Raw genomic sequence first — 23,012 nt, forward strand, 5'->3', positions numbered from 1 at the left:
GTACCTGAATTTACAGGTGCGAATACTTCAAGCTTCTTGCCTTCGAAGGCTGCATAGAGGTTATACCCGACAAGCTCACCCATTTGCCATGCGTTTTGTGCAGTTGGCGCGTATGGACGTCCGCCTTCTGGAGGGAAAGCAAGGGCGCTGTCACCGACAACGAATACATCCTTATGTGATGTCGATTGCAGGTATTCATTAACGGCTGCTTTGCCGCGATCGACTTCAAGACCTGATTCGCCGACGATAGGAAGAGCCGCAACCCCGCCTGTCCAAACAAGCGTATTGGCCGTGATCGTTTGTCCATCCTTCAATTCGATTTGGTTGCCTTTGACACCCGTTACAGGCAGACCTGTCAAGAATTCGACGCCGCGCGCTTCCAAGGAAGACATGGCCCGGTCGATTAGCGGATCAGGCAGCACAGGAAGGATTTTTGGACCAGCTTCAACCAGCTTGACTTTCAAATCCTTGAAGTCCACGCCGAATTTCTTGGCGATTTTAGGGAAATGATCGACGATTTCACCAATCAGCTCGACGCCAGTCAAGCCGCCGCCGCCAATTACGATGGTCGCATCGGCTTCATTTTTCGTTTGGGCATATTCACGAATGCGATCTTCGATATGCTTGTAAATTTGGTTCGCATCTTTCACCGATTTCAAGACCATGCTGTTTTCTTCAAGACCTGGAATGCCGAAGAATCCTGTTTGGCTTCCTAGTGCCACGACAAGGGCATCATAGGATAAAGTGGAGCCGTTGGAAAGCTTCACTTCTTTTTTATCAACGGAGAAAGACTCCACTTTTGCAATGGCAAGGTCGATATCTTTCCCTTTGAAAAGTTTTTCCAAAGGAATCGAAACAGCTTGTTCAGAAATCGAACCTCCGGCAAGACGGTGCAACTCAGTGATGATTTGGTGGGTTGGAAATTGGTTCACCACGGTAACCTGCACTTGATCCTTCTTGTAATATTCACGTACGGATAACGCAGATAGTAATCCAGCGTATCCGGCACCTAAGATGACGATTTGTTTTGACATAGTTAATCCCCGTCCTTATTGATTGAAAGTTTTAGACATTATTTTTGGTTTTTACGTTCTGATGAGACTTCCAGGAACGCTTGCGCGAAACGGAAAAGCTTTTGTGCCTCAGGGTCTTTCATCATTCTTAATAGGCCAAAAAGACCGATTACATCATGATTTGCTTCTGCACGATCCTTCGCTTCGATTGCAGTGGCCGCAAGACCTTTCACGGAATCGACCACAGGTGTCGCGATTTCCGAAATGGCACTGACGGTATCGTTTTTCAGGACATCATCCGTTGCCACCGATTGAGCGAAATCATAAGACTTTGTTAAAATATTCACTAATTCAGTCAGTTTTGGAAGCTGATCGACTAAAGTATTGAGTGACTCCTGAACCTCGGGCTTTAATAACTGATCCAGTACATCTTGACGTGCATTTAATTGTTCAGACTGTGATTGGGTAATCGTTTCTGACATATCCAATTCTCCTTTGCAATAAGCATTTTGTTGATTTGGTTAGAAAAACTTGTAAAATATTACACAAAGTGTTAAAGGTAATCCTTTAAAAATGTAATAAAAGCTATCCTATAGTATATCCCTTTCGCTCGATGAAAACAGCTTATTTTTTTAAAAAGATCTCCATAATATATTTTTTTCCTGTAAATTAGAATGGATATATCCTTCTATTTGGGTTGGATCATCTGCTAAATGGCCATTTTTCACTTATCGGATAGCGCCCGTCACCGCCGCCTTTTCCTGCATATTTCCACCTGGAAAAGCCATCCTAAACGATGGAGGTGAAAAATGTGACTGACTCAAATTCCAAGCATACGGAAGAGAATGATGATAAGAAGCAGAACAAACTGGTTGGCAGTATGGAGTATACAAAAGCACAAGTATTGGAAGGCATGAACGGGATTTCTGACGTGTACCTCAAAAACCTTGAGGAAGGCATGGGGGAAAATACGGAGGAATAATTAGGAAGGTGCGTACGTGGATCGTCTGACGAACGTCATTTATCCGAACAAGGTTACGGATGATCCGGAACCTTGTTCGGGTAGGACAGCCTTAATGGAAACCCATCAATTCCTTCACATGATTACAGTTTTCTTTGGTGGTGAGCATTTCCAAAAGCGTGAAAGCAACCCCGAATGCCGTGGAAGGATTATAGGAGGTGATGATGTTATCAGTGACGACAATCGGTTCATTGACGACAAGAGCCCCGAACTCCTTGAGCTGCTCCTGTCTGATACTGGTTGGATGATTGTAGGTAGTCGCTTTCCGCCCTTTCAAGATCCCGCTTTTTCCTAAAGGAAGTGCGCCTACACAAATCGATGCAATGATTTTCTTTTTATCATGAAAGTCTGTAATGACATCAAGAAACTTTGGATCATAGGCATCATCGTAAAAGCCTGCTTCTTCAAACCCCCCCGGAATGGCTAAAGCATCGAAGTCATCAAGGTTCACTTGATCGATGGTGAATTCGGGCTTCACGATGAAATTCCAGGTGCATGATAATTGCTCATGCAGTCCTACGGTAACAAGATCGGTGGAGCCGTCTCCCTCTAATTTATTCCAGCCCAATACATCCGTAAACACACTCGCTTCAACCGCTTCGAACCCGTTCGATAACAGCAGCAATACTTTTTTCATAGCAGCAACCCCCATACAATATATTTGTATTTATTATATAAAAAGTATATTCCTGATTACATATGATTCATTATGCATTCATTCCATTTCTCTTTATTTTATAATGGATTTGAAGGATTCCACTTAATAATGAAAAGTGATGGTGATTGATTTGGATCGAACGGATAAAAAAATACTATCCTTGCTAGAATCGAACGGGCGCATGGCAATGAAGGAGCTGGCCCAGAGGGTTTCTTTAACCGCCCCAGCCACTAAAGAGCGAGTAATTAAAATGGAAGAAAGCGGCGTAATCAAGGGATATAAAACGGAAATAGCCCTTGAAAAGCTTGATAGGGGCTTGACTGCGTTCGTTTTGTTTGAAACGGATCGGTGTAAGGATTTTTATGATTTTAGCTTGAGGCATCCGGATGTTCAGGAATGTCACCGGCTAGCCGGTCAATATAGTTATCTGGTTAAAATCAGTACATATTCCATGGAAACACTGGAAGGGTTTGTTGATGAGGCGATTAAATATGGAAAATCGTCGACACATTTGATATTTTCATCGACTGTTAAGGATATTTTCCCGCGAGAGTAAATATGACCTGAAGATAATGGGCAGGAAAAAAACCGCCCAATAGAGAATGTAGACAGTAACAAAAATCACATTTGAAAGTATCAACAAAAGGGAGTGGAGAATCGTGAGTTTTGTTTATGAGGAAGAAGAAATAATGGAATTCCTTTTACAGAACAAAAATGATTTTGAAGACTATCTTTTATCCCAAGCGGTAAATGTCAGGGAGAAGATCGAGGAAATCTTGCTGGTGGGTAATGTTGACCTTTTGAATAATGCCCATAAGCTCATCCGCTACATCGTGGAGCAGAATGAAGCCGATTTGATTACCTTTGCAGAACAAGAAGGGAAAACGTGGGCAACCCACTCCTTGACGCTTTCATTCAAGCTGGAATGGATCCAGGCCATCAGGAGGACACTTTGGACCTTCTTTTATAAGTACGAGCATACCAAAGATCTCGTAAGCGATTCGTACACCTTTTTTAATTTGGAAAAGGAAGTGAATGAAAAGGTCGATGTTTTTCTAAAATCCTTTTTCGTCAGTTATTCCGATTACAAAGACAAGTTGATTCTGGCGCAGCAAAACCTGGTGAAAAACCTATCCGTCCCGATCATTCCCGTTACTCCCACCACCTGTGTCCTTCCGTTAATCGGTACAATCGATGATTCACGAATCGGGATAATCGAGGAAAAAGTGCTGGTGGAAATAAGCAATTTAAGGTTACAGACCTTGATCTTGGACTTATCCGGTATCATCGAGATGGATGTTGAAATCATGAACCGCCTATTGAATATTCTTGATGGGACGGCCATGATGGGCTGTAAAACCGTAGTGACTGGATTACGCCCCGGGGTGGTTATCAAGATGGTTCGTGCAGGGGTGGAATTTGAAGATAAAGCAGAGACAAAGTTGACGCTGCAGCAAGCATTGAAGGACCATCTTGTAGTGAGCTGAATCGGAAGGTTTCCGGTGAAAACGGAATGGGAAAAGTCCCCATTGGCACAGGACGGGGACTCATGACTTCAGCAAGGAAAAGACATATGTATCATGAGGTATGCCGTATTGATAAATATAGCTCCTTAAAATACCCTCCTGGAGGAAGCCGTGCTTTACCAATAATTCGCATGATGGTTGATTTTCCAGGAAAACGACCGCGCCGATTCGGGTCAAAGCTAGATTGTTGAACCCGTATGCAATGATTTCCCTAAGCGCTTCCGAGGCAAATCCCATGCGCCAATGGGCTGGATCGATTTCATAGCCGATTTCAGTCCGTCTGTATTGCGGGCTATATGCATGAAAACCGATCGTCCCGATCAATTCGTTCGTATCATTTCGCTCAATCCCCCAACGGATGCACCGGTTTTCAAGGTATCCTTTCGCAAACGCAGCCACGATATCCTTCGCCTCCTGGACATTGAGCAATGAATCTTGACCATAGAAACGAGTGACCTCGTCATTCGATAAAAACCGGAAAAGAGCTTCAGCATCGCCTTCATGAATTTCCCGTAACCGTAACCTTTGTGTGTTCAGTACCGGAAACATATGACCCCTCCAAAATGTAGTTATGCTAAACATATTCGGTTCCTGCGAAAGGTTTTCCTTTATTATGAAGTTCCTTTTTTAGAGGTATTTTTGATGTTTATCGGACATGCTAACGAGAGTACGTACAAGATTAATCAAAAGTAAGTCGAGGGGGAGCTGCATCATGGGAAAAAAACATCGTAACCGCGTCAATGCACCGAAAAAAAATAACCATATTCCAGAAGAAGGCATCATTGCTGAACAGGAAGCACATGGTAAGGAATACACGGCGAATAAACGAAAGAACGGACCTGGCAACAATACCGATTGATTGGATCATCTCTTTACCGCTTTTGCCTAACCTCAGGCATGGCGGTATTTTTCATTCCTCGTACGTTTTTATGAGTATAGGATCATAATAAAAACGCAAAATATATAAAAACTCAAGAGGATGCTTATGACAAACGTAAATCTTAAATCTGGCCATACCTATATACTGGCGATCATTTCAACGGGCTTCATGTTACATGTATTGGCATTGCCGAATATCATAACGGCAGCCGGGAGGGACGCTTGGGTAAGTGTCCTATTTACTAGTATCCCCATTACAATTATTGGATTCATGATTTTTTATATGTGCCGCTCACTTAAACAGCAGTCTTTACTTTCCTTCCTGAAAGCTAACTATCCTGCTTATTTAGTGAAATGCTTTGCTGTCTGTTTAGGCCTTGTCATGTTCTCCGAGGCGTTTGTCGCCATGAAATATACATTATTTTGGGCAAAAGATAATTATGCATCAGAGGTACCCAATTATATTATTGTGATTTCTTTTTTACTTATCAGTTATTATGCATCATTCAAAGGAATGAAGACGATCGCCATCCTAGGTCCGTTTTTTTTCTTTATCGTTTGCTTACTTGGCGTCTTTATAGGTATTAGCAATATACCGAAGAAGGATTACACCCTATTACTCCCCATATTTGAGCAAGGGTACGAACCGTCTCTGAAAGGAACGATCTACGTACTCGCAGCATTTGGTGAAATTCTATACCTTGCCCTTCTTCAAGGATATTCCAAACAATCTTTAACAGGGAAAGGGTTGACCCTGACAATCTTATTCTTATTGATGCTGACACTCGGGCCGCTTACTGCAGCGATCGCTGAGTTTGGACCTATAGAAGCGGGACTGATGAACAATCCAGCCTATGAAGAATGGAAACTGCTAACGATCGGTAAATATATTACGCGTGTGGATTTCTTCTCGATTTTCCAATGGTTCGCCGGTGCTTTGATTCGTGTCAGTTTACTAATGTTCCTGACTAACGAATTATTAGGATTCGTCAAGAAAAAGTGGTCTTTATCCATCATATATATCGTATTGGTCATCGGTGCGCTCGTTAATTGGCAATCCGACAAGTTTGTTTCCTTCCTATATCAAATTTATTATCCAGCTGTATGTGTAGTTTTACTTTCATTCCTCTTCATGACGTTTCTTCTAGTAAAACTTAAAAGTAGGTGACTTCTATGAGAATGGCTAAGGAACATGACCATGCATTACTAACAAAAGAAGGAATATATCAGCTTTTTCAAGCCCATTCCGATGTTCATATGAGTAGCAAGGTTTTTAATCATGAGGATGTGGAAAGGCAGGAATTTTTATTGATATACGCCAGCGGTATGGTAGACAGTATGTTAATTTATGATTCAGTCTTACCGGCCGTGGATGGACTTATAAAAGAAGGGAAAACGATTGGGCTGCAAACTCTCGATCATTTACTCGCTATCGAGGAAATCAAGCCATCTTCCCGGGTTCGTGAGGAGCTTTCAATGGCTTTGTTTTCAGGTAATTTGCTTTTTTTTGACTGTCAAACGTCCCATATGCTTTCCATTAACGTAGCGAAAATGCCTCAAAGGTCCATTGATGAGTCGAATATGGAAGTATCCATACGAGGACCGCGAGATGGGTTCATAGAAAACAGTGAGGTGAATATGGCCCTTATTCGGAAACGCTTGAAGACTACGGCGTTAGCGAATCAGAGCTACACTTTGGGGGCTAGAAGCAATACGAATGTGAATCTCCTTTATTTGGAGGATGTAATCAACCCGGATGTTTTACGTAACATCCAACTGAAACTAAGTTCCCTGCAAATCGATATAGTTACAAGCAGCTATCAAATAGAAGAGCTTTTATATGATCAACATTTCTCCATATTTCCTTTGGTCGACTATTCAGGAAGACCCGATTATGTCGTACAATCCCTTAATCAAGGGCGATTTGCGATCTTAGTCGATGGAAGCCCAAGCTGTTTACTTGGACCGGTCAACCTGACCTACCTATTAAAGACTCCTGAGGATAATCAAGTGAGTTTTTTGTATGTGAGCGCTGAAAGGATACTGCGGATTTTCGCGTTGATCACGACTATTTTTTTACCGGGTTTCTGGACAGGCCTTACCTCATTTCAATTGGATCAACTGCCATTCCCATTGATGGCTACCGTTTCCGTCTCCAGGAATGGACTGCCCATCGCTGGACCTTTGGAATTATTTATCATGCTGGTTTTCTTTGAATTATTTAAAGAAGCGGGGGTTCGACTGCCTAAAGCAGTGGGACAAACCGTCGCTGTATTAGGGGGGCTGATCATAGGGGATGCAGCCATCCGGGCTGGTTTGACATCTCCTTCCACTCTCGTGATCGGGGCGATAACAGTTATTTCTGGCTATACGTTAGTCAATCAGAATTTAGCGGGAAATGTTCTGCTCATTCGATTTTTCATATTGGGGATATCCTCAATTCTGGGACTGTATGGGTTCTTTCTTGGTGTGTTTTTCATTTTTATTGCTCTCGCCAGTTTGGAGAGCTTTGGTCATCCTTATTTGGCGTCGCTTTATAAGCTGAATAAAGGGGATGTGTTGAAATCGTTTTTAAAAATTCCCTACAAATATATGAAGATCCGTAATCAAGCCTATTCCCCTACAGATTCCGATCGGAAAAAGGAGTAGATCCAGTGAAGAAAATGATGATTATCGTCTGTTTACTTTTAGTCCCGTTATCAGGATGCTGGGGGATAAAAGAGATTCAAAACCAAGTGTATATTACAGCCCTTGGAATTGATTTTCAAAAAGGAAAATACATTATTTATTTTCAATCTTTAAGTTTTTCCAGTATTGCCAAACAAGAGGGAAACGCGCTTTTGCCTGAGGCACCCCCCGTTTTGTTAGGGAAAGGGACGGGGGAGACGATCGATGAAGCGTTTGATGACATTCAGAAATCTTCTTTTATTCCGATGTATTTTGGGCAAATCAGTTCCCTATACTTCACCCCATCCTTTCTGGAAAATCATCTGGATGAATTTTTGGATTATGCAGGACGTACGGAATTGATAAGGTATAACACCTGGGTATATAGTGTGAAGCAAAACCTGCAGCAATCAATGATAGTGAATGGTTTTTTTAATAAATCCCCAATTTATACACTAGTGTTCAATCCAGAAGAAGTATTCAGGAATAACTCGTTTATCCCTTTCATTACCTATCAGAATCTGATTCAAAGGTATAGGGAGCCAGTTAGCTCGATTCTGATCCCTACCTTGCAAATTGATAGTACAACATGGAAAGAAGGCAATGGAACAAAGAAAATCGTGAAGATAGATGGCGGTTATTTTTTATCCGATAAAAAACTAACAGGCTGGGTGAAGGGAAATGACCTTAAGGGATTGGCTTGGCTCACTCATGGAGTAAAGAAGCTTTATTTATCTTCGGGTACTAAAAAAGTAGCCGTACAAATAGTACGTCCACGTTCTCAAATAGACGTCATAAAAGGTGAATTTCCTAAATATCGAATCACGTTGGACGTGCCGGTGACCATAGAGGAAAATTATCGCAATGTACCTGTGGAGGAAATAAAAAGAATTCTAGCCAAACAAGTGAAAGGGGAGGTAAACAATACGTTTAAGAAAGGTTTGGAGATGAACACGGATCCATATCATTTAGCTGAAAAAGCGTATCGCTTCAGTATGGGCAACTGGGATATGAACGAGCTTAATCAACTATCACCTGATTCGCTCGAGAAGATCAAGGTGAATATCATAATTGAACATACAAGGAACTATAAAAAGTGAAAACGGATGGATATGTCCCGACAATCCAGGAAATCGATGAGCATGCTAGGGGAAAGGGCAAAATCGCTATCATCGTTCTTGCCATTGAAGGATGCATCCTATATCTTAAAGAATGAAGAACCTTTGAAGGGAGATAGGTTGATGAAGGCACTTGTTTTTGATAACTTTGGCGGACCGGAAGTTCTTTCCGTTAGGGAAATAGAGGAACCGGAACGTACCAATTCGTCAGTAATCGTTCGAATGAAAGCAATCGGCTTGAATTTTGCCGATGTATATAGAAGGAAAGGGAATTACCATTTGGTGGGTGAACCTCCCTTTATTTTAGGTTATGAAGGCGCGGGTGTCATCGAATATGTCGGGGAGGATGTTCATCATCTTCAGGTTGGCGATCGCGTCGGCTTTGCTGATGTTCCCCATGCGAATGCAGAGCTGGTTTCCGTTACAGCCGACAAACTGCTGCCGCTGCCTGATGGCATTTCCTTCGAAACGGCAGCTTCTGTCCTCCTGCAAGGATTGACAGCCCAATATTTAACCGATGACAGCCATCCGGTTAAACAGGGGGAAACCGTTTTGGTTCATGCGGCTGCAGGCGGGGTCGGGCAATTATTGACGCAGATGATCAGGATGAAGGGCGGGCAGGTCATTGGCTTGACATCATCCGATGATAAAGCGGCTGTCGCCAAACAAGCGGGTGCCTCCCATGTATTCCTATACGAATCGGACTGGGTGAACTCCGTTAAGGACGTAACGGATAACATCGGCGTGGATGTCGTGTACGAATCTGTCGGGCAGACCTTGATGAATAGTTTCGAGGCGACGAAGACCGGCGGAACGGTCGTTTTCTTTGGAATGGCAGGCGGTGATCCCGAGAAAATCGACCCGAGAATGCTGATGGACACCTCCAAAGCCTTAATAGGAGGAGACCTTTGGAACGTGTTGACCACCCATGAAGAGCGGAAAAGAAGAACGGCACAGTTGTTTGAATGGATCATGTCCGGGAAAATCCTTGTTGACCAACCGACTCTTTTTTCATTGGAAAAAGGCGCAGATGCACATAGACTGCTGGAAAGCCGGAAAAGTACGGGGAAAATATTATTGATCCCATAAAGGGAAGAAGGCCATCCATTTTAATGGTGGCCTTTTTGCTTTCCTTCATCTCCTTATTCATACTGATGATAAAGCCCTTTTTAAGTACCTTTGTATAGCCCCTTCCTTTAGACCCTTGGATAAACCGATCATCAAAACCGTTGCCATAACACGTTTTGAAGCATGCCTTCATGGACAGCCATGGACCTGAGCTTACAATTCACAAGCCGTTCAGGCAAAGAACGGATCGATTGACTCAACCCACAGTGAATCCTCCCCATTCCACAAGCGCACCGCTGCCATTCACGGATGGCATCCGCAAATCACATACCGAAGGAAGGCAAAAAAAGAGACGAAAGTATCATCTCTTTTGATAAATCAGGATATATCGCCGAAAAACAGAATATATCGCCGAATCTGCCCAATATATCGACGAAAATCACTATTATATCTGCGAATCTCGTTAATAGTTCGGTATGGAAGCAGGAGCCAGACGCTCTTTTTGTATCGTGAAAAAAGCTTGGAGCGATTTCTTTTTATGTGCGAGTGTCGCATTTCGGGCTGCCGGGGCAATGGCATGACTGCCGTACTTGCGAATTTTTGCCATTAGCTTGTCCAATTCGCCAAACGTATCGTTTCTAATGCTTTGCATATATTCGGAAGCGGTCTGCCCATCATCGTTCGGCACTTTCCGTTTTCCCTCGGATTCGGGCACTTTCTTTACACGGGAAATCAGCCATTTCTCGCACCAGTCGTTCAACACGCGGCGGATGAAATCTGCTTGGTGGTGCTTTTGAAGAATCGGTTCGATATGTGCTGCCACTTCCCAATCATTCACCTTGCGGCCGAGAGCTTTTTCGGAGATTTCCCTATGAAAATGTTCGCGATCAAGCAAGCTCTTGATCGACGCTGCTTGGTGGGCATACTTGGCCATTTGTTCCAAGGTTTCGTTGTAAATGACCTTACTTAAATAGGCAGATGCTTGTTGTGGTGCCAGAAGTAAATGCTTATTGGCAGGAAGGGCATAGGCGAATTTCTTTAAAGAATGCGAATAGACGAATCGGGCTAGCTTTTGCAGCTCCTGTTGGATGTCGGTGGAAATACTCGATGATGTCGCTTCGTGCAGAAAGGAGCGGTAAATATACTTGCCGACCCGTTCCAACTCCATGCATACAGAATCACTGATATGCCCAAGAAAGCCAGAGTTGAAAATCGTTTTTCGCAGCAAAGTCCGTTCCGCCCGATTCTCCATATACTGCTCCAATATGCCTTCGTTGAATGTGAATACAAGAACCTCCTTCTTTGAAAAAGTGCGGCTTGCAAACGTAATCGTCACCATATGTCCCAGAGCCACATGGACTGCATCGATTGCATTCACTAAACGTTTCCTTGTGAAGAGTGAGCGGCCATCAGGGACGATTTCGCTATAATCGAACATCACCTCTTCCGACTTCGAAACGGACATCCGGAAAGCGGCCATCAGCAGCAGCCGTTTCCCATGAATGCTTAAGCCTTTGAAAGCATCGCTATAAAAGAAACGGTACTTCTTGCAATAACGATCTGTCTTCTTATTAAACCCAAGGGTACTCGCAGGTCCCAGATTGAACTTATATAGAAGTTCCCCATCTTGATGGACGGGCACGAAAACCTTTGGAAGAGATCCTTGAGGGTCGGTGAATTTCCTGATGATCTGCCTTAAGTACTTTTCTGTTGTTCCGACAGCGCGTGCCATCCTATGGAGCGGACTCTGAATCACCCCATCCCAATCACTATGAAGCAAGGCGTACAAGCACGTATCGAATTCAGTGGAAGATGCATTTCTTAATAGGTGGTGGTAGGTTTCTTCATAAATCATCCGGTTTCGCCCCTTTCTTATCCACCTTTTATATAAACCTTCCATAACGAAAAGTAGCAGCATCCAGGGAAAATAAAAATGCAAGATTCCAAAATATTATAAAACTAGTAAATAAGGTGCGGAAAAGTGATAATATGGGTAAAAAGGAACATACATGACAAGGAGAGATTTTTAAAACCATGATACTTTCACTTATCGTCTTCATACTAATAGGGATGCTCCTGAAATTGCCCTTTGCTCTATTGGGGCTTTCGTTGATTCCGCAAAGGTGGATGCAGGCAACCGCAAACAAAGAAAAGGGCTTTTTCATCGAACAAGCGATGAGATGGCTGCTTTCTGCATTCCTATTATTTTTCATATTCGATATTATATTATTGGACCATACGGCAGCCGCATGCTTTTCGGCCTTTGCCTTCATTCTTGGTCTCATCCTCATCATTGATTCGGGAATGTATATATACACTGTCAAGGAGGTTTCAACATCCCGCAGTAATCGAAGGAGAAACGAAGGAAATAAACCAGCCAAGACTCCTTGGAATGTTCATTTCAACAGCTTGATCGGGGGCATCTTGATCATGGCTTGGGCCATCATGCTGTTTTACCCGCTCACTGTAGCTGAAGACCTCCACGGCTTGGCGAAGGTCGATAAAAAGGGTGAGCTTGAAGAAGTGCAGGATATAAAAACGATGCCGCTCGTTACAGTGAAAATGGCAGATGCAAAAGGTGATGCAGCGATTAACAAAATAGAAAATGCCTCATATTTCACGGAAGGCGATTATAGACTGACCAATATAAATGGTGACTTGACGTATACCTCGCCGATCGAAATGGACGGGTTTTTTAAAGCAGGGAAAGCGGATTACACGCCAGGGTTTAACCTGGTTTCCGCGGTTTCGACGGATAAAGGGGCAAGCACGATAAAAGGAAAAATGCTCTATGCTCCCTCACAGTACCTTGAACATGATCTGGAAAGGACGATCCGGAGGGCATATCCGGATAAAATCATCTATGATTCCTATTTGGAGCCGGACGAAGCTGGCAAGCCCTTCTTTGTAGCCTCTGTCGGGCATCATTTGAAATACCGCAGCGGCTCCGTCGTGGACGGAGTGGTATTGGTCGATCCGAAAACCGGCGGCACGAAATACTATCCGTTAGGAAAAGAACCGAAATGGGTAGATCGGACATACACCTTGGAAACGGCGTTGGAATATTGGACGTACTGGGGGAAATATGTTCACGGCTGGAAGAACCAATCTTTAATTGGCGCAAAGAAGGATGTCTTGATCCCCAATGAAGATAATATGCAGGTTACGTTCAATGAAAAGGGCGAATTGATTTATGTCGTTGACTTTACCAGGGCTAAATCAAAAGGGAATTCAAAAACCCTCGTAGGCTATGGTGTTTTCAACGCCAAGACCGGCGAGATGACCTACTACAAGGGAGTCACCTCGGTTCTGACTGGAAAGGAAGCGAAATCCAACGCCAATGCCAGTGAGTTTTTGTCCAAATATCCAGGCTGGAAAGCCACCAATGGCGTTTTCTATACGATATACGGTGCACCAACATATGTCATTCCGGTAACGAAGGGCAGTAAGTTCCAAGGCGTGGCCATCGTTTATGCCAATAGCGATAATCCCCAAGTGGTCTTCGGGAAAACGAAGGACGAAGCTTTCCGGAACTATAAAAAACTGATCGCCTCTTTAGGCAAGGTCAGTGGCGTCACCCCGCAAAAAGGATTCGAAATGAAAGAAATCAAGGGTAAGGTAGCCAGGATCAACGATGCTAATCTTGCAAACGGCTACGTCTACTATCTGCTTGTGGAGGGAAATGGGAAAAGATTCTCGGTCGACCCCAGCATCAACGCACTCTCCGATATCGTCTTGACGAAAGCGGGAGACCGGGTTGTCCTGAAAGTGCTCGACATGGACGAAGATATCGTACCAGTCGATCAATTCACGAACCTCGACCTGCCAAAGAAATAAACGGCAGCCTAAGGATTAAGTTCGGTATAACACCGGACTTGATCCTTTTCATATAAAGCCCTTAATGAGCGGAAGGCTGTTTTCGTGAAATAACATGAGGAGTGAGGGTATTGAAAGAAAATAAACAAGGTCGATATGTGAATATGATTTTGGGGACTATCGGTCCTATGCTCATTGCTTTAGCAGCATTAAGATATCTTGCTAAAGGTGATTCTAGCGGGTATATCATCATCTTTTTTGGCTTCATTTTAACGATTGGCTATATCAGCTACTTAGAGAAAAAAGCGGGAATCAGTAAAAAATGGACAGCGATTAGAGTGATTGTAACTTTAGTTGTACTTTTTTTGTTTACATATCCCTTATATTTTTAACTAATCAAGTAGCGGGTTTTAACGTTAAAGAAAGGCAGAAATTCAAGGGAGGATTATATGTCGAACAAATTGAAAGATGTCTTCGGATTGTTCTTTGAAAATAGGGAAAGTGAAAGTACGAAACCATTTGTCCAGATCAGGTATGTAATGGCGACAGCGATAGGCTTGGTTTTGATTTTATCATTCACGACTGATTTTAATATACATTTCATATGGTTGTTATTAGGAATTGGATCAATCATAGATGCCATCGAAAGTTATTGTAACAAGGAAAAGAAGAAGCAGGTGTTTATGGCTATTGGGTTTGCGTTTTTATTTTTCATCATATTTTTGACATAGCGTTATGATCTCACTTCATTGATAAGCTCGATATATTGTGAATCTCCATATCCAATGGATGGAAACCGATCGAATAACCGATTTACTAATTCGGATGTCGGTAAGTGCTTGTTTTTGGAAATGTACGTTACCACGGCATTATTTGCTTTGAGCATATCCAAATATAGGTCGATTGCCTGGTCCATGATCGGCGTGAGTTTTTTTGCTGGTTTTGCATGATTCACCAATACTTCTTGATAGACAGATTGATAGGTTCCTAAAGTGAGTTCGGTTTGACTTACTTTCCATTCATCCTCCTTGAAGCTGTTTAAGAAAACCTTGCCGGCATACCGGGACTGTTCAAGATAGGAAAGGAGGGTAAGGAGGTTCATTTGGCAAAACATGTCTTCACCAAACCATAAAACGATAAAGGTGTACTCTTTATGAAAGAGGCCGTTTAATGGCTCGATCACCTTTCCCATATAATTTTTCACCGACTCATGATGCCCTGCTGCCCGTGTTTTTATGAACGATTGATCGAAAACCTGCGGAGTCGTCGCGTTAACACACATCGCTTCATTGAATGGAACGTAATCAGAATTCCCCATTAAATGATTTTCCTTGAAATCTTCATACATAGCCTGACCATTCAAAATGTGGAGTACGTCTTTATTAAACAACTCACTCTTCGCATGTTTCAATTGTTCAACCTCGATTTTTCTGGAAATAGCCATGCCGCCCCACTCCTCGTCTTTATTGATAGTTTTGACAAATGATAGAACAATCATCTATAGATGCCTTTCACCCAATCAATCATATGTTGTCTATGCTCATTCTCACTCCTTAATAGAAGTATAATAGATATCCATTTCATACGTTTGATTTTTCTTCTTTACTTGAATTTCCAAGTTATCTCCAAAGAGTGTCTTGGGGCAGACCTTTTTTATAAAATGAAGTCATTGTATAATAATGGTATCGTTTATTAAAGGAGGATGAGATGTTGGGTGGCAGCACATTGTTTGTTCCACATAGTGTATATATCCTTTTAACTTTGATCCCTATCGTGATTTCTTTGGTTCTTACTGGTTTTGCCATTTATTTTGTGAGTAAGGTCATTAAGTTCATGAATGAAAAGGTAAAATTAGATCAAGAAAAGAACGAGAAGCTGGATGAATTAATTAAGGCAATCAAGGGATAAAAAAGTAAAAGTTTCTATATTTAATTCAGGGGACAAAAGAACTTGATTTACATCCAAATTTTAATGACAGATGGGGGCTAGTTACGATGATAAAAGGTTTTGGCGGAATATTTTGGAGAACTAAAAATCTAGAGTCAGTAAAAAAATGGTACAGTGAAGTGTTGAAGCTTGAAATAGACAATTGGAATGGGACGGTAATAAAGCCCCAAGCAGGAAATGAGACCATCTTTTCTTTCTTTACCGAGGATGACCGTTATTTTCCAACAGAACAACAAGTGATGTTAAATTTCCAGGTAGATAATCTAAGCGAGACAATTAAGCATCTTGAACAAATAGGTGTACCTCTTGCCAAGAAAGAAGAGATTAGTGAATATGGAAAGTTTGTTTGGATTGAAGATCCTGAAGGCCGGCTGATCGAGCTTTGGGAGAAATGACGAGTTGTAATCTTTTGCTGTGGAACTGAACGAGCTGATGGTTTGTTAACATATACCGAAGAGATTCATGCTTTATTGAATTTGTGCATGCCACCTGCCTTTAAGCTATTCGATTATTAATATTCTCGAAAAAAACGCCAGCCCCATTCTGTATATTTCAACAAAAAGGTTAGCGTTTTTTTCGTTATACTATTAATTTTTCACTAGGATTTGATCAAAAGAACCTGAAACGAGTTTTCCTTTGTGTATAACCGCCAGGCGCTTTGCACGTCTTGCGACTGCTTCCGCTGAACAACTAGCTTCCAAAAAAACAGCATCGGCTTTATCACCAATAGCCGGCCAAACGCGTTCCCCGCTTGAATTAAGAGGGGTTTTCCCGCCAGTAATAAATCCAAGGGCCCGTCCTAATGACCACTCATCAATCTGACCGAAACGTTCAGCCATCAGACTGGCTTTATAAAGCACGTCACCTGTGCCAAATGGGTCCCAATGATCCGTTATGCTGTCATTTACAAGTGAAATATTTATGCCCTTTTCATGAAGCAATGGAATTGGAATTGTGGGGATATCGATAGGTACAGTAGAAGCGATGGAAATATTCGCTTGAGCTAAAGTTTCCGCCGCATCGGCTGCCACTTGCACTGGAACATCGCCGAGTCCAAATGCGTGTCCAATGGCAACTCGCCCCTGCCAACCAGCTTCTTCTACAAGTTTAGCCAATCGTTTCATCGTATAAATTCCCAGTTGACCAGGCTCATGTAAATGCAAATCTATATCTGCATCCGCTTCAACTGCAAGCTCTATGAGCGCATGTAAGGAAGCTTCGATATTTTCATCCACTATGGCCGGATCCAATCCCCCTGCAGCAGTAGCTCCCATTCGCAATGCTTCCCTTACAAGTGGAACGGAATTACTTCGCAGCAGTCCGTGCTGAGGAAAAGCAACTAACTCGTAAGAAAGCTGTCTATCATACGATTGTAATGCCCGTAAAACGGCTTCCATGTTTTTTAGCCCAATTATAGGGTCAACATTACACTGAGCCCGTATGTGGGTAACGCCATTCTGTAAAAGCAGTTCCAAAATCTTCTTGGCCCTTTCTTCCGTAACAGGAAGAAGAGATGGAAGCATGTCTTCTTCTTCTTTCATTCGGCCAAATACATCCACAAACGGGGTACAAGCTTTCCATTTACCTCCATAGTATGTTTTGTCCAGATGTATATGCATATCCTGAAAACCAGGAAGCATAAGCAGCCCGCCCGTATCCTGAACAGGCAACTCGACGGGGAAATTCTCATGGGCTGGGATTATCGTAGTGAATGTACCTTCTTCAACAAGGATATGACAGTTTTCTGTAACTGTTTTTGTAACGTTTCCATCCTTTCGAATGAAGCCGCTCTCGAGTAGTACATTCGTTAACCAATATGATTGCGTCATTAACGGATCATCCTTTCATTTCATTCATATTTAATTCCGGCGGAAGTTTTTTAAAGAAATTTGTGTTTAGTCCCAGGTAAATAACTCCAACTGTCAACCAAATCAAACCTGCAGTCTTTGCATACATATCCAATTTGTATAAAAAGAACAGAGTGATGATTGCTCCAATAGAAGGGAATAATAAATATTTTACAATGTTGATGCCCCCGCGTTTTTTCTGCTTAATAAAATAATAGAATATAACAGATATATTTACGAAGGTGCAGCCGAATAGTGCGCCGAAGTTCACTAAAGAGATGGCTGTTGTTACATCAAGAAATAAAGCAGTTAAACTAAGGGACCCGATAAATAAGATACTATTTGTTGGAGTTGCTTTTTTAGGGTGAATGTAACCAAAAAACTTTGGAATGATCCTGTCGCCGCCCATTTTGCACAGCATGCGGGAACAAGAGGTTTGTGCAGCTAAAGGACCCGCTATGGCTCCTATCATGGTGAAAAAAGGGTAGATGACAGCGAGTATACCTAATCCGATCTTTTTAAATAGTTCAAGCGCTCCCGTATTTACATCGGTGAATTCACTCCAGCCTGCGGGCCAGGCTAATAGCATTAAGTAAGATACGGATGTAAATAAAAGCCCCGCACCTCCACAAATTATCAATACCGCTCTTGGAACATTGACTCTAGGATTAATAGCTTCTTCCGCTACCATTGTTACAGCATCAAAACCAAAATAGGATAGTACAAGTATCGATGCACCAGTAAAAATGACTCCCCATCCTACTTCTGGTTTAGCAAACTCACTAGAGTTTACAAATACATCCCATGAGAGAAAGGATCCCATTCCTCCTCCTCCAGCAATGAATTTGATTAAAAAAATCGTTACAATAGCTATTATGGAGAGCTGGATCAAAACAATCACGTTGTTTACTTTGGCAGTAACGTTAATGCCAACATAGCTAATCGTCGTCACAAGGACCGTTAATCCGAGGATCCAAATCCATTTAGGTATTTCAGGGAAAATCGCATTCATATAGTTAGCAGCAATAACATAAGACAGCATAGGTACAAGAAGATAATCCATCATAACAGTCCAGCCCGTTAAAAAGCCCATATATGGATTGATTGCTTGTTTGGCATACGTATATGCAGAGCCTGAAACCGGGAAAGCGGCAACCATGTTGCCATAACTGAATGCTGTAAACAGTATGGCCAATGCTGTTAACGCGTGAGTCAAAGAAAACATTCCGTGGGTTAGATTAGATACAATTCCATACATATCAAAAATTGTCGTAGGTATTAAATAAGCAAGTCCGTAGAATACAAGGGAAGGGAGGGTTAGAACTCTTTTGAAATTTGGTGCGTCTTCAACTGTTCCTGAAGTAGCGGTGGCATTAGCTCTCAATATATTTCCCCCTTTTAAGTGGTTATCAGGTGCATTGGTTTTGGCCGTTCTTATACGCCTCTACCATTTTGATATAATGGCTTTTCACATCTTCAATATGTTCTTTCATTAATTTAGAACTTCTATCTGAATCGCCACTTTTCACCGCCTTCAAGATTTGTTGATGGTAATAAAGTGCATTAATCGCATCATCATAGGTTGCCATTTCGATCCTTACTTTTTTGAAAAATTCCGATATATTATTGTACATATCAATTATCACTTGGTTGTTTGTCGATCGTGCAAGTGTTCTGTGAAATACAAGATCGGGAACGATAATAGAAGATTCCATTTTAATACACACTTCTAAGTCGACAAGCGATTGTTCAAGAATATTGATTTCATTCGGTTCTATCTTTTTTGCAGCCAAATAAACGATTTCAGCTTCAATCACTTTGCGAAGTTCTAATAATTCTAAAGAATTATCGATATTGACAGATATTTCGAACGTACTTGAAAATGCCTGGTCATTGAGATGAAAATTTTTCTTTACATACACCCCCTTTCCTATTTTTTTCTCAATAATTTCTTTTTCAGAAAGTGATTGCAATGCCTCTCTTACAGAAGATCTGCTTACTTCTAATAGTTTGGCCAATTCTCTTTCGGACGGAAGTTGGTCACCACACATAAGATTATTCTTAAGAATGAAATCACATAAAAATTTTTGAACCGTTTCACTTACAATTGCCATCTTTAAGCTCATCTCCATAGCTTTAGTTATCGGACCGGTCAGACCAGTGCATATAAAAAAATACCTTAGTTATCTGGACACATAGATTTCTCTCCTCCCCCTTTCCTGATTTGTTGAAGGGTCTATATTCAATATGCAAAACGTATACCAAATTAATAAAATACTGTTATAACGGCTAACTATTAGTAAAATCGGCAAAGATCATTATGCGTATCAGAATAAAAAATTCAATATTACATAATTTTAATATGTTTTTCAGGATTTCGAAATTTATCATTATAAGGATATATGCTAAAGACAAACATCGTTAAGGGGGTTAGCAACTGTGGAGAGAAAAACAGGCTGAAATTACTAAAAAGCCAGCGAAAACAACGGTTTCACGTTGTAATATAGTAAAAATAAGCTATTTGAATCTTATAAGAGGGGCGATTAAAATGCAGGTAGAGATAAGCTACTTCCCGCCTGAAAAAATAGTAACTGTGCCAGGGGAAGAAGCCACTTATCCTTTTGAGATTAACGGGGAGTTCCGATATATCGTTGATTTTTATACAGATACCAATGAAGTATTCTTTTGTAATTGGATGGATAGCCCAGATTATTACCCTATTTATTCACTTGCGGAAATCTATGATTTTCAACAAGAAGAGTACGAAGATCTTTTTAAGATGCAAAATATAGAATTTAATTATATGAAGGGGAGTCGTAAAGACACGTTCTTTGTAAAGGCAATTATACGAACCTCGGAGCAATTTAAAGAATATTTTCCTTATTTGTACGGGAATGGAAGCATGTTGAACTTATCATTATGGTCCTTAAAACAGGATGTATTCAGTCTGGAGGAAAGGGAATATGAGTCGTCTTATCCTGTGAAAAGGACTAAAAATAACTGAACCAGACTAGTTAAAGTAAAGTGGAGGGCCAATACCCCAATAGCAATTTTACCTGAAAGATACACGATGTTTTGGGTAGGGTACGATGGTGACTATATTACCGCGTTCTCGAATGATGAACACTTTTCAACAATGAAATCCCTGCAAAAAATAATACCCGAAAAGGTAGAACTGGTAATAGGTGATTATGAGTATGAGTAGTGTTCTCCCATTCTTTAACCTTATTCAACTAAAAGGAGCTTTATTTCAATAACAGGGGTTGCTGAGGCAGCCTATACATTTGTGTATATGTTATTAGCACTGTATTTCTTTTCCTTGGAAAAGTAAATCGTTATAAAGCAAGTGGTTGTGCTAACTGAAGATCGGAGCTGTCTATAAGGCAGCTTTTTCTTTTTCAATTAACGGGTCAGGATAGGTGAAAAAGAGAATCTCAATTATCCGTTAAGAATGATTGGCGATTATTTGCTACACTCTGCATAGGAGATAGCAAATTAAGAATGGATAGATTGGAGTGGTGTAATGTTAAAAAGATATAAATGGTGGATGGGTGTATTAATTTTTTCGATAGTAGCATTCTTTTTCTATGACTTACTCAGTGAAGATAAACAAACGGTTGAAGAGTTTGCGAATAAGTATTTCTCCTACACACTTCCAATCAAGACAAAGATTATTGAAAAGGGGTTCGACTATGGAGTGTCATATGGTGGTGGACCTTGGGGGAGTGGAGGCCAACCTACAGCAGTTGCTTATATGAAGTTATCTTCTGAACTCAGCGAAAAAGAGTTGTTGGACTATTATGAAATAGACAACAATGAACCCTTCGAAGGTTTTGAAATTTACTTCAAGGGGGACGAAGAGATTATAAAAACTTTTGATGGAGAGCAGAGTTGGTATGAAGGAACAACGCCACCCAATCCCAGTAAAGAAAGTAATAAAGGGAAACCCATTGAATTTATAGTCCAAAAAAGAACAATATTTAATTCTCCTTTGGGGGAATTTTCTGGCATTTTTCATTAGGAGTTTTAGGGGAGCTAGATAATGAACTAACGGGTGCGCTCGTATTATAAGGTTAGCCAGTTTTTACTGGATGACCTTTTTTTAATAGAATCTATTATATCAGTAGCCAGGGCAGGACGCAGATTTCGTATAGCAGTTAAGCTCTCCAAAAAATATAGGCCGCTTGGCAATGTTAGGCGGCCCTCATCATTTTAAATGGAATAATAATCGAAAAACATGTCCAGAAACGAATGAAACACCTCTGATTTCTCATCACGGTGGTATGCTACTGCTATATCCAGCGGAACTATCGTATCCACCAGTTCCCTAAAGGCAACCTCAGCAGTTTGTGTATTTCTAGCTGTAAGTGAGAAGCTCATCCCAAGGGAGACGAAGGACATTACCGTTTGGAGGTCATGGGTCTCGACCGTGATATTAGGAGAAAACCCGGCTTGAAGACAGGTTTTTGTAATTACATCGTAAAAGCCCGGTCCAATTACCCTTGGGGTAATAACTAATGATTCGTCTGCCAAGTCTGCTAAGGAAATGGGACCCTCTTTCAGTACAAACTCATGAGGAGTTAGTTCAACAAGCATAGTGTATACGAACTGTGCATATTTCTATTTATCAACGTATCGATTTCCTCTCTTTGAAAAGTTGAATAAAATGCACTTTCTATTCAACCTTTCTAGAAATATAATGAAACGGAAAGGAGGCAATAAGAATGAAGCATGATTCTATGCACCAAGGGCATAAAGAGCATAATAAACGGGTAGCGGAGTTTCACAAAAAACACGCTGCTCAAGTAGCTAATGGAGAAAACGGAACCGGTTGGTTAGCCAAGCTCGAAACCTCTTTTTTTCATAAAGTACTTGTTCCTCTTAAAATTGTGAAATAACATCTTTTTTTCTGCTTCTGCTCTTTGAGGAGCAGTTTTTTTGATTTTATATAAATACTTTATGATTCAGTATGTGTCAACTCTGCGATAAATCTTTATGAACTAAAGGGGCAGGTTAGTTCATAAAGGAAGTCTATATTAGCCTTAATTTCAAAGTTAAACTGTTATGATTATAAAATTGACTTTATGACTAAGAAATAAATACTGACTATTATAATTGAAGGTATCCTAAAATGTGTACCTTATTCAACTACTTCTTCTTATAGACCCGCATAAAATAATATACTGCAAGGGAAGTTAATCCAACATTCGTATATATATAAAATATACCGGCATACCATATATTTTTTTCAGCAAGTGGGTCGAAAATATAATGTAAAAAATGATTTATTGCCACATACAATATGCAAACATACCAGAATACCTGCTCTTTTCCTGAAATGAATTTTTTAACAAGTTGAAGAATAACAAACCAAAGCACGAGTATACATAATGTGCCAATAAAATTGAAGGGATAAGGTACAAAATAAAAAATGTATCCACTATAAAAAAAC

General features: G+C 41.1%; 25 protein-coding genes and 1 pseudogene. 16 read left to right on the forward strand and 10 right to left on the reverse strand.

Annotation, left to right across the window (positions count from 1 at the left end; translation table 11 throughout):
* Together CVN76_RS14760 and CVN76_RS14765 are read right to left on the reverse strand one after the other, a co-directional pair.
* Window positions 1-1,034: NAD(P)/FAD-dependent oxidoreductase (locus CVN76_RS14760; RefSeq protein ID WP_100531905.1), on the reverse strand; the 1,034-nt coding region annotated here is incomplete at its 3' end.
* Window positions 1,035-1,072: 38 nt separating this feature from the next.
* The gene (locus CVN76_RS14765; RefSeq protein WP_061142793.1) at window positions 1,073-1,495 is read right to left on the reverse strand and encodes a DUF1641 domain-containing protein; all 423 of its coding nucleotides are present in this window, start codon (window positions 1,493-1,495) and stop codon (window positions 1,073-1,075) included.
* A 329-nt stretch (window positions 1,496-1,824) separates the two neighbouring features.
* On the opposite strand from CVN76_RS14765, the gene CVN76_RS31035 reads away from it, so the two are divergent.
* Entirely contained in the window at window positions 1,825-1,995 is a 171-nt protein-coding gene (locus CVN76_RS31035; RefSeq protein WP_157805668.1) for a hypothetical protein, read from the forward strand.
* A 91-nt stretch (window positions 1,996-2,086) separates the two neighbouring features.
* Here CVN76_RS31035 and CVN76_RS14770 read toward each other — a convergent pair whose 3' ends face one another.
* A complete protein-coding gene (locus CVN76_RS14770; RefSeq protein WP_100531906.1) occupies window positions 2,087-2,671 on the reverse strand; it encodes a DJ-1/PfpI family protein in 585 nt (194 codons plus the stop codon).
* 151 nt (window positions 2,672-2,822) lie between these two features.
* Between CVN76_RS14770 and CVN76_RS14775 the strand changes: the two genes are divergently transcribed.
* A complete protein-coding gene (locus tag CVN76_RS14775) occupies window positions 2,823-3,248 on the forward strand; it encodes an Lrp/AsnC family transcriptional regulator (protein WP_100531924.1) in 426 nt (141 codons plus the stop codon).
* A 100-nt stretch (window positions 3,249-3,348) separates the two neighbouring features.
* Complete coding sequence (locus CVN76_RS14780; RefSeq protein ID WP_232732250.1) at window positions 3,349-4,179, forward strand: STAS domain-containing protein; 831 nt, start codon at window positions 3,349-3,351, stop codon at window positions 4,177-4,179.
* A 60-nt stretch (window positions 4,180-4,239) separates the two neighbouring features.
* Here the strand turns inward: CVN76_RS14780 and CVN76_RS14785 are convergent, their stop codons facing one another.
* The gene (locus tag CVN76_RS14785; protein WP_100531908.1) at window positions 4,240-4,767 is read right to left on the reverse strand and encodes a GNAT family N-acetyltransferase; all 528 of its coding nucleotides are present in this window, start codon (window positions 4,765-4,767) and stop codon (window positions 4,240-4,242) included.
* Window positions 4,768-4,930: 163 nt separating this feature from the next.
* On the opposite strand from CVN76_RS14785, the gene CVN76_RS31435 reads away from it, so the two are divergent.
* The 5 genes from CVN76_RS31435 (at window position 4,931) to CVN76_RS14805 (ending at window position 9,971) form a co-directional block, all read left to right on the forward strand.
* On the forward strand, window positions 4,931-5,077 hold the full coding sequence (locus tag CVN76_RS31435; protein ID WP_198512567.1) for a hypothetical protein: 147 nt from the start codon (window positions 4,931-4,933) through the stop codon (window positions 5,075-5,077).
* Window positions 5,078-5,203: 126 nt separating this feature from the next.
* Window positions 5,204-6,265, forward strand: a complete 1,062-nt coding sequence (locus tag CVN76_RS14790) for a GerAB/ArcD/ProY family transporter (protein ID WP_157805669.1) — start codon at window positions 5,204-5,206, stop codon at window positions 6,263-6,265.
* Between the two features lie 11 nt (window positions 6,266-6,276).
* Window positions 6,277-7,746: a spore germination protein gene (locus CVN76_RS14795; RefSeq protein ID WP_100531910.1), complete on the forward strand. Its 1,470-nt coding sequence runs from the start codon at window positions 6,277-6,279 to the stop codon at window positions 7,744-7,746.
* A 14-nt stretch (window positions 7,747-7,760) separates the two neighbouring features.
* Window positions 7,761-8,864: a Ger(x)C family spore germination protein gene (locus CVN76_RS14800; RefSeq protein ID WP_232732251.1), complete on the forward strand. Its 1,104-nt coding sequence runs from the start codon at window positions 7,761-7,763 to the stop codon at window positions 8,862-8,864.
* 141 nt (window positions 8,865-9,005) lie between these two features.
* The gene (locus tag CVN76_RS14805) at window positions 9,006-9,971 is read left to right on the forward strand and encodes a quinone oxidoreductase family protein (RefSeq protein WP_100531912.1); all 966 of its coding nucleotides are present in this window, start codon (window positions 9,006-9,008) and stop codon (window positions 9,969-9,971) included.
* Window positions 9,972-10,413: 442 nt separating this feature from the next.
* Here the strand turns inward: CVN76_RS14805 and CVN76_RS14810 are convergent, their stop codons facing one another.
* Window positions 10,414-11,805, reverse strand: a complete 1,392-nt coding sequence (locus tag CVN76_RS14810) for a hypothetical protein (protein ID WP_100531913.1) — start codon at window positions 11,803-11,805, stop codon at window positions 10,414-10,416.
* 179 nt (window positions 11,806-11,984) lie between these two features.
* Here CVN76_RS14810 and CVN76_RS14815 point away from each other — a divergent pair, with 179 nt between their 5' ends.
* The 3 genes from CVN76_RS14815 (at window position 11,985) to CVN76_RS14825 (ending at window position 14,497) form a co-directional block, all read left to right on the forward strand.
* Window positions 11,985-13,787, forward strand: coding sequence for a hypothetical protein (locus tag CVN76_RS14815; protein ID WP_100531914.1), 1,803 nt, complete (start codon window positions 11,985-11,987; stop codon window positions 13,785-13,787).
* 101 nt (window positions 13,788-13,888) lie between these two features.
* A complete protein-coding gene (locus tag CVN76_RS14820) occupies window positions 13,889-14,158 on the forward strand; it encodes a hypothetical protein (RefSeq protein ID WP_232732247.1) in 270 nt (89 codons plus the stop codon).
* A 57-nt stretch (window positions 14,159-14,215) separates the two neighbouring features.
* Window positions 14,216-14,497, forward strand: coding sequence for a hypothetical protein (locus CVN76_RS14825; RefSeq protein WP_100531916.1), 282 nt, complete (start codon window positions 14,216-14,218; stop codon window positions 14,495-14,497).
* A 2-nt stretch (window positions 14,498-14,499) separates the two neighbouring features.
* On the opposite strand, the pseudogene CVN76_RS14830 reads toward CVN76_RS14825, so the two are convergent.
* Window positions 14,500-15,258: pseudogene (locus CVN76_RS14830) on the reverse strand (AraC family transcriptional regulator); the annotation flags it as partial.
* A gap of 215 nt (window positions 15,259-15,473) precedes the next feature.
* Between CVN76_RS14830 and CVN76_RS14835 the strand changes: the two are divergent.
* On the forward strand, window positions 15,474-15,674 hold the full coding sequence (locus CVN76_RS14835; RefSeq protein WP_061141019.1) for a hypothetical protein: 201 nt from the start codon (window positions 15,474-15,476) through the stop codon (window positions 15,672-15,674).
* A gap of 86 nt (window positions 15,675-15,760) precedes the next feature.
* Window positions 15,761-16,108, forward strand: coding sequence for a VOC family protein (locus CVN76_RS14840; RefSeq protein WP_100531918.1), 348 nt, complete (start codon window positions 15,761-15,763; stop codon window positions 16,106-16,108).
* 192 nt (window positions 16,109-16,300) lie between these two features.
* Here the strand turns inward: CVN76_RS14840 and CVN76_RS14845 are convergent, their stop codons facing one another.
* Genes CVN76_RS14845 through CVN76_RS14855 form a run of 3 tightly spaced genes read right to left on the reverse strand, consistent with a single transcriptional unit; the run spans window position 16,301 to window position 19,674 of the window.
* A complete protein-coding gene (locus tag CVN76_RS14845) occupies window positions 16,301-17,542 on the reverse strand; it encodes an amidohydrolase (protein ID WP_100531919.1) in 1,242 nt (413 codons plus the stop codon).
* A 7-nt stretch (window positions 17,543-17,549) separates the two neighbouring features.
* A complete protein-coding gene (locus CVN76_RS14850; protein WP_100531920.1) occupies window positions 17,550-18,944 on the reverse strand; it encodes an APC family permease in 1,395 nt (464 codons plus the stop codon).
* A gap of 25 nt (window positions 18,945-18,969) precedes the next feature.
* A complete protein-coding gene (locus tag CVN76_RS14855; RefSeq protein ID WP_198512568.1) occupies window positions 18,970-19,674 on the reverse strand; it encodes a FadR/GntR family transcriptional regulator in 705 nt (234 codons plus the stop codon).
* Window positions 19,675-20,108: 434 nt separating this feature from the next.
* Here CVN76_RS14855 and CVN76_RS14860 point away from each other — a divergent pair, with 434 nt between their 5' ends.
* Window positions 20,109-20,564 carry a hypothetical protein gene (locus CVN76_RS14860; RefSeq protein WP_232732248.1) on the forward strand — a complete coding sequence of 152 codons (456 nt, stop codon included), beginning with the start codon at window positions 20,109-20,111 and terminating at the stop codon, window positions 20,562-20,564.
* Window positions 20,565-21,083: 519 nt separating this feature from the next.
* A complete protein-coding gene (locus CVN76_RS14865; RefSeq protein WP_100531922.1) occupies window positions 21,084-21,581 on the forward strand; it encodes a hypothetical protein in 498 nt (165 codons plus the stop codon).
* A gap of 191 nt (window positions 21,582-21,772) precedes the next feature.
* Here the strand turns inward: CVN76_RS14865 and CVN76_RS14870 are convergent, their stop codons facing one another.
* Complete coding sequence (locus CVN76_RS14870) at window positions 21,773-22,156, reverse strand: LysR family substrate-binding domain-containing protein (RefSeq protein WP_100531923.1); 384 nt, start codon at window positions 22,154-22,156, stop codon at window positions 21,773-21,775.
* A 128-nt stretch (window positions 22,157-22,284) separates the two neighbouring features.
* Between CVN76_RS14870 and CVN76_RS31440 the strand changes: the two genes are divergently transcribed.
* Window positions 22,285-22,458, forward strand: coding sequence for a hypothetical protein (locus CVN76_RS31440; protein WP_198512525.1), 174 nt, complete (start codon window positions 22,285-22,287; stop codon window positions 22,456-22,458).
* Window positions 22,459-23,012: the final 554 nt, after the last annotated feature.

The organism is Bacillus sp. mrc49 (genome assembly GCF_002803435.1).